The sequence below is a fragment of the Gemmatimonadaceae bacterium genome, assembly GCA_020851035.1.
Classification (GTDB): Bacteria; Gemmatimonadota; Gemmatimonadetes; order Gemmatimonadales; family Gemmatimonadaceae; genus JACMLX01.
In genome coordinates, this window is the sequence record JADZDM010000010.1 from 170,121 (window position 1) to 183,822 (window position 13,702).

The 13,702-nt window shown below is 70.7% G+C and carries 14 protein-coding genes; all 14 read right to left on the reverse strand.

The window, feature by feature from the left end; genetic code table 11:
• Positions 1-11 precede the first annotated feature (11 nt).
• The gene (locus IT355_08640) at positions 12-2,447 is read right to left on the reverse strand and encodes a hypothetical protein (protein ID MCC7053324.1); all 2,436 of its coding nucleotides are present in this window, start codon (positions 2,445-2,447) and stop codon (positions 12-14) included.
• A 5-nt stretch (positions 2,448-2,452) separates the two neighbouring features.
• A complete protein-coding gene (locus IT355_08645) occupies positions 2,453-4,489 on the reverse strand; it encodes an AMIN domain-containing protein (protein ID MCC7053325.1) in 2,037 nt (678 codons plus the stop codon).
• Between the two features lie 8 nt (positions 4,490-4,497).
• A complete protein-coding gene (locus IT355_08650; protein ID MCC7053326.1) occupies positions 4,498-5,025 on the reverse strand; it encodes a hypothetical protein in 528 nt (175 codons plus the stop codon).
• The gene (pilO, locus tag IT355_08655) at positions 5,022-5,666 is read right to left on the reverse strand and encodes a type 4a pilus biogenesis protein PilO (GenBank protein ID MCC7053327.1); all 645 of its coding nucleotides are present in this window, start codon (positions 5,664-5,666) and stop codon (positions 5,022-5,024) included. Before pilO ends, IT355_08650 begins: the two co-directional genes overlap by 4 nt.
• 1 nt (position 5,667) lies before the next feature.
• Positions 5,668-6,429: a PilN domain-containing protein gene (locus IT355_08660; protein ID MCC7053328.1), complete on the reverse strand. Its 762-nt coding sequence runs from the start codon at positions 6,427-6,429 to the stop codon at positions 5,668-5,670.
• Between the two features lie 10 nt (positions 6,430-6,439).
• Positions 6,440-7,489, reverse strand: coding sequence for a type IV pilus assembly protein PilM (gene pilM, locus IT355_08665; GenBank protein ID MCC7053329.1), 1,050 nt, complete (start codon positions 7,487-7,489; stop codon positions 6,440-6,442).
• 235 nt (positions 7,490-7,724) lie between these two features.
• Positions 7,725-8,660 carry a hypothetical protein gene (locus tag IT355_08670; protein ID MCC7053330.1) on the reverse strand — a complete coding sequence of 312 codons (936 nt, stop codon included), beginning with the start codon at positions 8,658-8,660 and terminating at the stop codon, positions 7,725-7,727.
• Entirely contained in the window at positions 8,644-9,507 is an 864-nt protein-coding gene (locus tag IT355_08675; GenBank protein MCC7053331.1) for a prepilin-type N-terminal cleavage/methylation domain-containing protein, read from the reverse strand. Before IT355_08675 ends, IT355_08670 begins: the two co-directional genes overlap by 17 nt.
• Entirely contained in the window at positions 9,507-9,902 is a 396-nt protein-coding gene (locus IT355_08680; GenBank protein ID MCC7053332.1) for a prepilin-type N-terminal cleavage/methylation domain-containing protein, read from the reverse strand. The genes IT355_08675 and IT355_08680 overlap by 1 nt, the downstream gene beginning before the upstream one ends.
• Positions 9,903-10,014: 112 nt before the next feature.
• Entirely contained in the window at positions 10,015-11,112 is a 1,098-nt protein-coding gene (locus IT355_08685) for a sensor histidine kinase (GenBank protein MCC7053333.1), read from the reverse strand.
• A 136-nt stretch (positions 11,113-11,248) separates the two neighbouring features.
• Positions 11,249-11,656, reverse strand: a complete 408-nt coding sequence (locus tag IT355_08690; protein ID MCC7053334.1) for a prepilin-type N-terminal cleavage/methylation domain-containing protein — start codon at positions 11,654-11,656, stop codon at positions 11,249-11,251.
• A gap of 268 nt (positions 11,657-11,924) precedes the next feature.
• Positions 11,925-12,332 (reverse strand): prepilin-type N-terminal cleavage/methylation domain-containing protein, encoded by a 408-nt coding sequence (locus tag IT355_08695; protein MCC7053335.1) that lies wholly within the window; start codon positions 12,330-12,332, stop codon positions 11,925-11,927.
• A 305-nt stretch (positions 12,333-12,637) separates the two neighbouring features.
• A complete protein-coding gene (locus IT355_08700) occupies positions 12,638-13,045 on the reverse strand; it encodes a prepilin-type N-terminal cleavage/methylation domain-containing protein (GenBank protein MCC7053336.1) in 408 nt (135 codons plus the stop codon).
• Positions 13,046-13,386: 341 nt separating this feature from the next.
• Positions 13,387-13,702: hypothetical protein (locus IT355_08705; GenBank protein ID MCC7053337.1), on the reverse strand; the 316-nt coding region annotated here is incomplete at its 5' end.

Consider the following 13,702-nt stretch of genomic DNA (forward strand, 5'->3'; position numbering starts at 1 on the left):
CGGGGCAGGACTCAGTTACACGTGGCTGCGTAGTCGGCCGGGTTCAGGTCCAGCACCACCACCCCGCGGGCGGTGGCACCGACGGCGACGATCCGGCTACCGCGGATGGCGGTCTTGAGCGGACCGATGATCGGGTCCTTGATCGCGATCACGCCCACCCGCTGGAAGCAGCGGGTGTCGAACACCTCCAGCACCGGTTCCCGCGCCGCGGCGAAGGAGAGCCGCGTGGCGAGCGTGCCGCCGGAGAGGTTGCTGCCCGGGGCATTCAGCGGGTGGAAGTCGAAGCCCGGGTTGCCGCCCTGCGTCTGCAGGAGGCCGTAGAGGCGCAGCGTGTTGTTGAACAGGTAGGTCGAGTCGGCGCGGATCGCGAACAGCTCACCATCGGCGCTCACGGCCACCCCGCGCACCGGCGAGTAGGCGTTGGCGATGAGGTCGGACACGTCGCTCGGCGGCGACACGCCGGCATCCACGACCGGGTCCTGCGAGGTGAAGTTCGTGACCTGGCCGGTGAGCGTGTCCGTGATCACCTGCTGCGACACGCGGCGCAGGCCGGCGTCGATGTCGTAGGTCAGCGTGCGGCTGCCCTTGGCCAGACCACCCTCACCGAAGATGGCCCGCTTGAAGTTCGCCGAGTTGCGGACGAAGGTCGTGTCGCGGAAGCCGATGTCGGCCATGGTGACCAGGAAGCCGGCGTCACGCGTGGCGAAGCCCGGCGCCTCCATGCGGATCGGGAACGGCAGCAGCGTGGAGTCGGAGCCGTAGGTGCCCGACCGGAATCGCACCACCTCGAGCGTGTCACCCTTGTTGTCGCGCAGGAAGGTGGCGTGCTCGAAGAACAGGTGCGACGAGCGGCGGGTGATGTTCTCCCAGCGGATCGTGCCCTTGTCGGCGAAGCCACCCGACTGGCCGCCGGTGGGCGTGGTCGAGAAGGCCACCGTGACCTCGCTGCACGAGGCGTTGCAGGTGGCGCCGACGTACTGCGGACGGTCGGAGAAGTCCACCACCGAGCGGGTGATGTTGCCGCCGGCCACCGAGATCTTGTAGGCGACGATGTTCGGGAGCAGGTAGCGCTCGTCCTCGAAGCCGCTGCCATCGCCGTTCAGGCGCACGAAGCTGAAGTTCGTGCCGCCGGAGTTGGCGATGATGAGCCGGTTCTGCACCGGGCCGAGCGGGCTGCCGCGGCCGGCCGGGAAGGGCGTGATGCCCCAGGGACGGGAGCCGACAGCGATCGGGGTGCGCTGGAAGTTCAGCGAGTCGAAGTTGAAGACCTCGAGCTGGTTGCGCTCGATGTTCGTGAGGTAGAGGCGCCCCGTCGGCTCGTGGAAGTAGCCGTCGGCCACCGCACCGCCGTTGGGCAGCACGCGGGTGGTGCCGGCGACGAGCGTGATGGTGTCCCGGGCGGTGGTGAGGGTGTCGTTCAGGCGGCCCTCGGTGTTGCGGGCGAACACCCGCAGCACGAGGCGCGTGGCAGCGCCCGCCACCGGCGCCGGCAGGTTCATGCGCAGCGTGACCGGCACCGAGGTCGGGCCGTTGACCACCGGCACCGAGTCGCGGCGCACGGCACCGCCGGCGAGGCTGCGGACGTCGTAGCCCACGAAGCCGATGCCGACCGGGTCCTGGGCCTCGACGAAGAGCGTGTCGGTGGATTCGACGCGGTCGGTGGTGCCGAACCGCGAGATCTTCGGGATGGTGGTGCCGCTGCCCGAGGTGAGCACCTCGACCGCCACCGGCGTGCCGGCGGTGCGCTGCCCGATGGAGTCCACGACGTACGGCACGACGCTGTAGAAGCCCGCCGTGGCGGTGGCCGGGATCGCGAAGCTGAGCGTGGTGGAGAGGCTGTCCTGCATCGGGCTGCTGAACGCGATGGAGTCGCCGGTGATGGCGGTGCCACCCGCGGGCGGCGTCACGTTGAAGCCCACGATGCGCACCTTGCGGGCGGTGCGGGCCGCGAAGCCGATCACGACACTGCGGCCGCGGACGGCCTGGGTGTTGTTCTGCGGGCTGGTGATGGTGACGAAGCCCGGCTGGCGGCTGCCGACGGCCATCACGGTGGTGTCGGGCTTCGACAGGTTGCCGTTGCCATCCTCCGCCTGCGTGATGAGCGTGACCTGCGAGCCGGGGGTGACGTTGCCCGGCACCGCCAGCGCGAACTCCTTGGAGTACGCGGTGACGGCGGCGCGGACGGTGTCGGCGACGGCCTGCCTGAACGCGCCATCGAGGCTGACGTTCACGTACTTGATGCCGAGGTTGTCGTTCGCCGTGACGGTGAAGGCGAAGACCGAGTCGGCGCTCGTGGCCCGCAGCACCGTCACGCTCGGGGCGGTGCGGTCGAGCGTCGATTCATCGACCGTGGGATTCCCGTCGCCGCAGGCGGCGAGCGAGGTGGCGAGCACCAGCGGGAGCCAGTGCAGCGCGCGCGAAACCAGCGTCGGTTCTGAGCGCATCATGTGGGTTATCGGCCGGGGTTGGGAGCCGGCGTGCGAGCGTCGCCGTCGTCCAGGATGTGCGGGGACACCAGGATCACGAGATCGCGCTTCTGCTCGTTCTTGCGGGTGGTGGAGAACAGGCGGCCGAGGTACGGCAGGTTCATCAGGAACGGCACGCCGCGGCGCGACTTGGTGACCTGCGTGATGGTGAGGCCGCCGATCACGGCGGTCTCGCCATCCGGCACCATCAGCGTGTTGTCGGCGCGCTGCTTGTCGAAGATGAAGCCGACATCGGAGCTGGCCAGCGACGCGGAGCTGTTCTCGGCGTGGATCGTCATCATGATCTGCCGGTTGTTCGTGATGCGCGGCGTGACCGAGAGCGAGATGCCGACTTCCTTGAGCTGCACGGTGGCGCGCGGGATGTTGATCTGGCCGGCGGCACCGCCGCCGGAGCCGGCACCGGCATCGAGCACGCGGATCGGGATCTCCTGGCCGACCAGGATCTCGGCCTTGCGGTTGTCCAGCGTCACCACCGTGGGCTCGGCCTGCACGTCGGCGAGCGACGACTCCTGCAAGGCCTGGATGAACGGGGTCAGCGAGTACTTCCCGACGGCGGCGCTGAAGATCAGGTTGAGCGCCGGGCTCGAGATGCTCGAGTTGGCGTTGGCGATGGCCGAGAGCGTCTTGCCGCCGAGGTCCACGCGGTCACCGATGACCGGCTGGAGCACCTCGCGGAACGCGTCCGGCACGCCGTCACCGTTGCGGTCGATCGGGATCTGCTGCACGACCTCCTGGCGCGGGATCACCGTGTTGAAGAACTGGCGGGCCGTGCCGATGTCGTAGGTGATGCCGATTTCCTGCAGGCTGCTGCGGTTGACGAAGATGATCTTCGCCTTGATCGCGACCTGCGGGGTGCGGCGGTCGATGGAGCGGACGTAGCTGATCACGTCCTCCATGCGGCTCTGCACCTCGCGGATCAGGAGCGAGTTGGTGGCGCTGTCGGCCTGCACGCTGCCGCGCACGACGCAGCCGGTGGGCACGGCGCCCGGCGTGGTGGCGCCGCCGCCGCCCGACCCCGGGCTGCCGGCACCCGGCAGGCAGTCACGGGTCAGGAGGCCGCGGACGGTGCCGGCGACCGAGCTGGCGTTCGCGTAGTTGATGCTCACGACCTGCGTCACGAGCGGCTCGAGGGACTGCTTGTCGAGCATGTTGCGGTAGGAGTCGACGATGATGATGCCATTCGGCTCCTCGCTGGCGGCCAGGCCCTGCGCGGTGAGGATGGCGGCGAGCGCCTCGTCCCACGGCTTGTCCTTGACGTCGGCGGTGATGCTGCCGGACACGTCCTTGCCGACCACGATGGTGCGGTTGGCGAACGAGGCGAAGGCGGCGATCACGTCGCGGATGTCGGCTTCCTGGTAGCTGACGGTGATGCGCGGCTTGGGCGGCTTGCCGTTGTTGGAGGCGGCGGTGCCGACGGTGGCCTGCACCGGCGTCTGGTACTGGACGCGCGACGGGGCATCGCCGGCCTCGGCGCGGCCGCTGCTGACGGTGGAGTCCATCACGGCGACGGCGGCCTCCCGCGGCGCGGCGGCGGCGCTGGCCACCGACTGCGACGGCATGGCGTCACCGGTGCTCCAGGCGGCGATCTCGGCGCCGGCCGGGAGCGCGACGCGCACCTCGGTGCCGCCGGAGACGGTGTAGCGCGCCGGCCCGTCGACGTCGATCACGACGCGGACGATGTCCGAGCGGTACTGCGACATGCGGATGTTCTGGACCGGGCCGCGCGGCTGGCCGTCGTACGACCGGCCGCCGATGGCGCCGAGCGTGGAGCCCGGCAGGTCGAGCACGATGCGGTTCGGGCCGGCGAGCGTGAAGGCCGAGCGCGCGACCGAGTCGGTGAGCGAGACGGCGACGTAGGTGCCGGCCGGGCTGGACTCGACGCGCACGCCCCTGACGAGCGCCTGCGCCTGCGTGGTGGTGGGGGCAACCGTCGTCGCGGCGAACACCGCGACCCCGGCTGCAGCGGCGCGGTACCAGCTGCGCTGCGGCGTAAAATCATGCATCCGGTTCATCATGGTGCCCTCGTCGGCGTGATGGTCCTGGTCGAATCACCCATTGCAATGCTTTCCTGTCGGCTGATGCCGAACTCGTCGATCGCGAACACCACGCGCCGCGGTTCGATGCTGGCCACGCGCATGCGTCCGAGCGGCTGCCCGACGCGCACGCGGTACTGCTCCTTCGTCTGGCGGTCGCGGAAGATCGCGACCGACTGTCCGCCGCCCCCGCGCGAGGCGATGGCGATGCCGACCAGGTTCAGGTCGGCGATGGTCGGCCGCAGCACGCCGGTGGTGGCGAGCGACACGAAGGGGTCGCGGCGTCCACCGGCGTCGTAGCTGAACACCTCGCGGCGGTAGGAGAGCTGCTCCTGCCGCGCCGCCGAGTCGCGTCGCGCGGCCTCGTTCACGGTCGGCCGGGTCGGCAGCTCGGCGCGGGCCACGACCTGCTGTGCCGCGAGTGGTGCGGCGGCGGCGAGCAGGGTCACGGCGAGGCGGCGCAGGGTGGCCGCGGTCCGGGTGCTGCGCATGCGGCGTGGGCTCATGGTGTGGTCCCCGCGCGGCGCGAGGTCGAGACGGGTTCCCCGCCGCGCGCGACGTAGGTCTCGATGTCGAACTCGGTCATGATCGGCGCCTCGGAGGCGGGCATGCGGCGGCGGCCCCCGGCGTTCTGGGTGGCGGTGCCGGCCCCGTCGGCGAGCTTCATCTTCAGCACCATCGGCGTGACGATGCGCGGCAGGCTGCCGATGTTGGTGAGGAACTCGGTCATGTTGTTGAAGCCGCCCTTCACCACCAGGCGGTAGCGGTGGGCGTCGTAGTTCTCGCCGCCGCCGGCGACGGGCTGCGGCTGCACGCTGGCGATGTCGAGGCCGACCTTGCGGGCGGAGTTCGACACCTGCTCGAGCAGCCCCGACACCTCGTTCACGGTCGGCACGAGCTGCCGCATCACGGCGAGGTTCTCGGCATACCGCGTGGCGTCCTCCTTGAGCTGCCGGAGGTTGCCGGCCTTCAGCTCGCTGGCGGCCTTCTGGTTGGCCGAGGCGAGGGCCTCGACGTGCGCGCCCTGCTCGGTGATCGTCTCCGACTTGGGCGTGAAGACGTACATGTAGAACAGGACGCTGATGCCGAGGGCCACGAGGATGACGGCCAGCAGGCTCTGTTCGCGCTTGGAGAATGAGTTCAGCATATCAGCGCACCGACAGGGTGATCGGGACCGTGGTGACCGCCGCGGGGTCGGGCTTCTGGTACTGCATGTCGAGCGTGAACTCGGTGACTTCGCGGTTGTCGATGAGCATCACGCTCGACTTGTTGATCGTGACGTTCTGCACGAACGGGGAGCTCTCGAGCACGCGCATGAAGCGCGTCAGGGCCTGGATGTCGACGGTGTTGCCGACGAGCTGGAAGGCGACCACCGGCTCGGCCGGTGCCTTGGCCTTCGCGCCGGCGCTGTCGGCCTTGGCCTTGGTGGTGTCACGCTGCGGCAGCACGGGGCGTGCGCTGAGCTGCGTGATCCCGGTGATCCAGGTGTAGGGCGGCAGGGCGCGGCTGATCTCGTCGAGGATGTGCGGCCAGACGTAGCGGCTCTGGTCGATCTCCTCGATGATGCCGAGCTGCGTGATGAGCGAGTCGCGGCGGGCGATGACGGCCTTGCGCTCGCCGATGACGCTGGAGAAGCGGGACGAGTCGGCGAGTTCCTGCTGGAGCCGCTCGTCGAGGCGCGTGATCTGGCGGTCCTGGTACCAGAACCCGCCGCCGACGCCGAGCACCGCGACGGCGACGGCGATGCCGGCGCCGGCGGCGATCATCGGGCGCGCCGGGATCGGCGCGCTGTCGTCCATGGCGAGCGGCTGTGCGTCCTTGGTGCCGCGGAACCGCGCGAGGAAGTCGAGCGCACCCGACTTCTTCTTGCGGTTCTTCTCACCGGGATTGAGGAGGTTGATCTCGATCATCGTCGGCGCCTCAGGCCACGTGGCGAAGGGCGAGCCCGACGGGCAGCACCAGGAGTGACGCCACCTCATCGGCGTTCACGTCGGCGAGCGCGCCATCGGCCACGGCCAGGTTGAGCAGCGGGTTCACGGGGCGGACGGGGATGCGGAGCAGCCCGGCGAGGCGTTCGGCGAGGCCGGAGACGCGGGCACCACCGCCGGCGATGTAGACCTCGCGGATGGGCCGGACGGTGCGCGAGAGCGACTGGGCGACGGTGGCCGTGCGCTCGATCTCCTTCGCCAGCTCCTCACCTCGGCGCTGCACGACGTTGTCGAGCGCCGGCGTGGTGGTGGCGGCGACGAGGGCCGAGTCGGCGTCGTCGGCGGTCATGCGGGCATCACGCTGGAGGTCCTCGCGCAGGCGCCGCACGCCGACGGTGTTGTCGCGGGTCAGGATCGGCACGCCGTCGTCCAGCACGCTGACGTTGCACACGTCGTTGCCGATGTTGACGAGGGCGACGGTGCCGCGCATGGCGTCGGGATGGTTGAACTCGAAGGCGTTGTGGAGCGCGAAGGCCTCGACGTCGACCACCTTCGGGTCGATGCCGGCGTCGCGCAGGAGCTGCACGCGGGCGTCGATGAGGTCGCGCTTGGCCACCGCCATCAGGACCGACACCTCGTCGGAATCCCCGTCGGGATCCAGCACCTGGTAGTCGAGCGAGATGGCGCTGGTGTCGAAGGGCACGATCTGCTCGGCCTCCCACTGCATGGCCTCGCGCAGCTCGCCCATCTTGCCGCGGTCGAGCATGACCTTGCGCACGATCACGTTGCCGCCACCGACGGCGGCCACGACATGGGCGCCCTTGGTGTCGGCCGCAGCGGCCGCGAGGGCGTTCTGGACGGCGAGGATGACCAGCGCGTGGTCCATGACCTCGCCCTCGACGATGGCATCGGCGGGGACGGGCTCGACCACGACGCGCTGGAGTTCGGGGAGGCCCTTGCCGTGGTCGATCACGGCAATCTTGACGAGGCCGGAGCCGATATCGAGGCCGATCGTGACCTTACGTCGCTTGAAGAACGCCATCGGATTTGGGGCCGGATGTGACGAGACCCGTACAGGGTCACCGGGGTGGACGGTGAGCATGGCGACGGAACACGACACGATGTCCCGCGATGCCTTCGACAGGTGGGTCGAATTGCACACAGGGAACGAATGGCGCGCGAATAGGTAACGGCGGCGGTGCCGTGGGCACCGCTCCTGGCGCGCGTCCCGGCAGTGGGTGAGGCCCGCGTGCGCCGCACCGTCGGCCGCGACGGGGTCAGAACAGGCGAAACGGGGTGCGGCCGTGTGCACTGGCCGGCGCCGTGACGCGCTCCACCGCGTGCCGGATCGCACACGCGTCGTACCGGACCCGGTCAGCCGCGCCGAGTCCTGAGTGTCCGCCGTACGCGTCACCGGAGATGGTGGCACCGCGGACGTCGAGCCTGCCGCCGGCGGTCCGGACGGTCCCGCGTACGATGAGCACTCCTGTCAGTCGAAGGTCGGCCTCGACGGAGAGATCTGTATCGAGCACGACCATTCCCGCGATTCGTAACGGCACCCGGATCCGGCCCCCGGTCAGCCGGAACGCCCCCGACATTGGCGCCCGCACGGTGTCGGGGTCCAACAGCGGCAACACCAGCCGGGCCATGGCCGAATCCGGGTAGGGGGCGGTGGCCTGGCCCACGGGGAGCAGGCCGTCGCGGCAGCTCAGCTCCGCCGGAGCCGGCGGGGGCACGTCCACCACCGCGCCCGCCACCACGAGCCACGGTGAGCTCCCGGTGAGGGCCGCCTCCGGCATCGGCAGCGGGCTCACCAGCGGGACGAGCACCCGGTGGTCGGCGCGAGACATGACCCCACGCGCACCGCTGGCACCGGAACCGGTGCCGCGCACCACCAGCGCCGCCCAGCCGGTGCGCCCGACGGTGGCTCGCCACCGGGTGCGCCGTCCGCTGCCCTGGCCGGCGACCATGCTGCTCCCTGGCGTCGGCAGCGAGTCCCGCCAGTCGCCGCGCTCCACGGCCGCGAGGCCCACGAGGAGTGCCGAATCCGCTGCGCCGGCGGTGGCGGGGACGGCGGTGGCCATGGCGTCGGTTCGCGCGGCGCCAGCGGCGGTCCGCCAGAGCGCGAGCGTGGCCAGGCCGGCCATCGCCGCGATCACGATCACGACGAGCAGCGCGGTGCCGTCCCGGCGGCGGTCAGGGCGTCGCGACATGGATCCTCACGGAGTCGGTGAACGTGCCGAGGCGTGCGTGGCGCGCAGTGCGCAGCACCGCGACGACGGCGGCCGTCCGGGCGTAGAGGGTGTCCGTGATGGCGGCACCGGCGGCGTCGATGGCACGGACCTCGAACCCGGCGCCGCCGCGCGCGCCGGCTGCGGCGAGCGGTGCGACCAGCGGCTGCGGCACGCTGAATCGGTTGCGTGCGGCATCCCAGATGGCGAGGGCCAGTGACCAGCTGCCGTCGCCGCTGCGAAGCAGCGACCACCGCTCGCGCTGGAGGACGCGGATCAGCGCACCTGGGCGGACCGACGCCGGCGCGTGATCGAGCACCAGGCGCTGCGAGGCGCGGTCCGTGGTGTGGGCGGCGCTGTCGCCACAGGCGCCAGCCGCCGCCGCCACGGTGAGGATGCGTGCGTCCGTCCACTCACCGGCGCCATCGCGCCAGATGCGCACGCGGTCATCCGGCGTCACCGCGCGCGGCAGCGACCCGGCCCACGGCAGCGAATCGTGTGCGGTGGCGATCGTGAGCGTGTCGTGCCGGATGCGACAGACGGTGACGACGCCGATGGTGTGCAGCAGCTCCAGCGCCGTGTCGCGCGCGACGCGGAGGTCGCCGCGCGCAACCTGCGCGCCGGCGACGTGGCGCCGGAGCGTCTCGAGAGCATCGAGGGTGGCGCTGGTGCGCGCGCTGCGCACCGCCGTGGCCGCCTGCACCGTGAGCAGCCGTTGCGACGTCATCGCGCCGATGGCGAGGACGAGTGCGAAGAGCGTGAGCGAGACGATGATCTCGACCAGCGTCATGCCGCGCCGATCGCGGCGCCCCGGTGCGTGCGTGGCCATCACCGGCACCAGGCGTCGCGATGGAGCGTGACGCTGTCGGCGGCCACCGGCAGCACCGAGACGGCATCGTGCACGGCGGCGCCGTGGCGCCGGCGTGCCTGCCGCACCACCCACCGACGCTCGCGCGGCAACGGTGGGACGGCAATGCTGTCGCAGTCGAGCGCCTCGAGTGTGGCGAGCCCGAGTTCCGCGCGCTGAACCGCCAGGCGATGCGCGTCTCGCAGGGTGATGGCGCGGAGCGCGCCGGCGGCGGCGGTGAGGGACCAGGCGGCGGTGGCCGCGAGGACCACCAGTGCGACGAGCACTTCCGCCAGCGACATGCCAGCGCGCCGCATGCCCGCCGGGCCGCGGCGGATGGCGTGGCGGCGTGGCCGCGGGGTGTGGTGGGTGTCCATGATGCGCTCCGGTTGCGGATGCGCCCACGGTATCTGTGTCGTTCGGGAGCCACCTAGCCGGATTCCTGCATGCCGGCGCGAACGTGTGCGGGCCGGCGGCGGTGCCGCAGCGTCAGCCGCCGGCGATCGGGAGCAACAGGTGCACGGCGGTGCCTCCCTCACGCGAGCCGTCGATCCACACCGTGCCTTTCGCCTCCTCGACGGTGCGACGGATGGTGGCGAGCGCCACGCCGGTGGGATCGCCGGGGCGGCTCACCGCGAAGGCGTCGAACGCGCGCCGCTGTTCCTCGGTGGTTGGTGCCGCGCCGCCGTCGCCGATCACGATCGAGAGCACCTCGACACCGGGCTGCGCACGCTGCACCCAGCTCCGCAGCGAGCCGTCGGACGCACGCGGCACGATCGTCAGCCGCGAGTCGCCGGTGCGTCGCACGGGCGTCTCCTCGATGTTCGAGCGGAAGACGCGCGACACATGGATCGTCACCGGGCCGACGCCGGCCGTCTCCACGCGCGCCATCGTGAGCAGGTCGTGCAGGTGGCCACGGATGCGGACCCGATCCACGCGGACCGGCCCGCGGTCGGTGTCGAGCACGGCGTCGATCCGCGCCCCGCGCCCGTCTGCGTTCAGCGCCTCGACCACCTCTCGCACTTCCGAGACGAGGTCGGTGGGCACCGGCGCCGGCGGCACCGCCCCCGTGACGCGTCGCAGCGCACCCGTCAGCACCCGCACACGCTCGGCCACTGCAGGATCGACTGTGCCATCCACTGCCCCGTCGAGGCGTGCGGCGCAATCCGCACCGAATCGCAACAGCGCGGCAGCCTGCTCGCGCTCCGCCTCACGCAGCGCCGCGCGCGCGCCGGCATCCGCGTAGGCCGAGGCCAGCGGCATCAGCACCCCGTCATCAGCCACCTCCGCGAGCCCCGCGACGCCGTGCTCCTGCACGCGCGACTCCGCCAGCGCGGCCAGCGACGCCGCGTGGCGGCGCAGCCAGCGCTCGATCACCACCGAGAGGATCGCGACCAGTGCCACCGTCACCAGCGCGAGGGTGGCGCCGATCGTGACGGTGAGGAACTGCGTCGGCACCACGCGCGGCAGGAAGAAGACCACCGCGGCACCGGCGAGCAGCGTGAGCGCGATCGGCCAGGCGATCGCGTCCTGCAGGGCGCGGCGCTCCGGGAGGGTGCGGCTGGCGCGCGGGACGCGCGGAGGCATGGGAGGAGTCACGCGCGGAAACGTGAGCGACAATGCCCGGGGCGCAAGTCGAAGCGCGGCAATGGCCGATGCCGCGAACGACAGCGGCCCGGCTGCCGTGCAGGCAGCCGGGCCGACTCTGTCACACCGCTGCGCCTTACCAGCAGACCGGCGTGCCGCTCGGCGTGGTCGCGGGCATGCCCGTCGGGGGCGCTGCCGAGCCGTGATAGATGCCGCACTTCTGGGAGCCGGGGATGTTCACCACGCCGCTCCAGCCGGTGGTGGTGGCCACGAGCGTGAGGGCCGTGTTCCCGTTCGACGGCGTGAAGTTCATCTTGCCTGCCGCGCTGCCCGTGTCGCCGATGGCGGCGTAACGGTTCGAGTCGGCGTAGAAGCCTTCCTGCGACGTGGCGAGGTTGCGCATGTCGGCCAGTCCGGCCGAGCGCGAGGCGCGCTGCTTCGTGTTCGAGAACTTCGGGATCGCGACCGCGGCCAGGATGCCGATGATCACGACGACGATCAGAAGTTCGATGAGCGTGAAGCCCTGCTTCTGTGAGTGTCGCATGGGGGGTGCCGGAATTGGGTCAAGTCATGCCGCCCCCGGGAACTCCCGGTGCACGGCGTCTGGGGTCCTGTATGGCAAGGCACCAGCCAGCCCGTCCGCTGCATGCAAGCTGTTGATTCACAATGACTTGGGATCGGTACACCGGTGCCGCGCGCCGCGGATCCCGTTGGATCCTGCAACAGCTGACGCATTTCGCAGCGCGCCGCTCGGCGCCCTGATGCATCAGCCCGCGGCGCGCCGCTTCAGGCGCGGCGCGCGCGTCAGGCGTTTACCAGCAGACCGGCACACCGCTGAGGGTCGCCGCCGGCATGCCTGCAGGCATCGCAGCCGTCCCGCTGTAGATCCCGCACTGTTCGGCGCCGGGAATGTTCAGCAGACCGCTCCAGCCGCCCGAGGAGGCCACCAGCGTGAGCGTCGTGTTGCCGTGTGACGGCTGGAAGTTGAGGCGACCGGCCGCGGACCCGGTGTCGGCGACGACAGCGTATCGGCTGCTGTCGGAGAAGAACGCTTCCTGTGCGGTGGCAAGCTTGCGCAGGTCACCGATGCCGTTGGCGCGCCAGGCACGCTGCTTGGTGTTCGAGTACTTGACCATCGAGATCGCGGCGAGGACGCCGAGGATGACGATGACGACGAGCAGCTCGATGAGCGTGAAGCCCTTGAGTGATCGGAGTCGCATGGAGGTGGCGTGCGGGTGGAGGTAGTCACAGGGCGCGCGCCGTCGCAGGCCACGCACCGGATCCCTGCCATCCGTTTGCAAGCCGGCGGCCAGCCGGACCATACGAGGCAACTCGTTGCGTGACAACGAGTTCGGCGTGCATCGCGGCGTCGGTGCCCGGCATTGTGCGTTGCACGACACGAATAAGCGTGCAAATCGCACGAATTCGGCGGCGCCAGGCGTGGTGCGCCGTCACCAACGCAGCACGGCCCGGTGCGCATCGCGCACCGGGCCGTGAACCCTGCAGGTCTACGATCGCCGTGCGATTACCAGCAGACCGGGACGCCCGAGGGGTTCGTTGCCGGCATGCCCGTCGGACGGGCAGCGCTGCCTGAGAAGATGCCGCACTTCTGGCCACCGGGGATCGTCACCAGGCCGCTCCAGCCAGTGGTGGTGCCGACGAGCGTCAGGGCGGTGTTTCCGTTCGACGGCGTGAAGTTCATCTTGCCCGCGCCCGTGCCGGTGTCGCCGATCACGGCGTAGCGGTTCGAGTCGGCGAAGAAGCCTTCCTGCGCGGTGGCCAGGTTGCGCATGTCGGCGATGCCGGCCGAGCGCGAGGCGCGCTGCTTCGTGTTCGAGAACTTCGGGATCGCGACGGCGGCGAGGATGCCGATGATCACGACGACGATGAGGAGCTCGATCAGGGTGAAGCCCTTGCGGGTGTTCTGGCGCATTGGAGTGTGTCTCGTGTGATATGTTACGCGGCGGTGCGGACCGGGGTGGCTCGCAGGGTCGGGCCCCACTAGAGCAAGGGCGCTGCCACCAGAGCGGGCGTGGTCAAGTCCCTTTCCTGCAACGGGTTACGCACATACGACCGCCCCGGATCCACGCCTGATGTATTGCATGTTTGCAGCTTTCGTGCATTTCGCACGATCGGCAGGTCGGCACCGGCTTGGCGCGCAGACGCGGTCTTCACGATCGGTGTGAGACCACGCGCGCCGGAACGCACAGCGGCCCGGCGTGCCGAAGCACACCGGGCCGCAGGTGACGGGCGTGAGCCAGTCAGGTCAGGCGATTACCAGCAGACCGGGACGCCGTCCGGGTTGGTCGCCGGCATGCCCGTCGGGCGCGTCGCTGTACCGGAGAAGATGCCGCACTTCTGGCCGCCGGGGATCGTCACCAGGCCGCTCCAGCCGGTCGCCGAGGCGACGAGCGTCAGGGCCGTGTTTCCGTTCGACGGGGTGAAGTTCATCTTGCCTGCGCCCGTGCCGGTATCGCCGATGGCGGCGTAGCGGTTCGAGTCGGCGAAGAAGCCTTCCTGCGCGGTGGCCAGGTTACGCATGTCGGCGATGCCGGCCGAGCGCGAGGCGCGCTGCTTCGTGTTCGAGAAC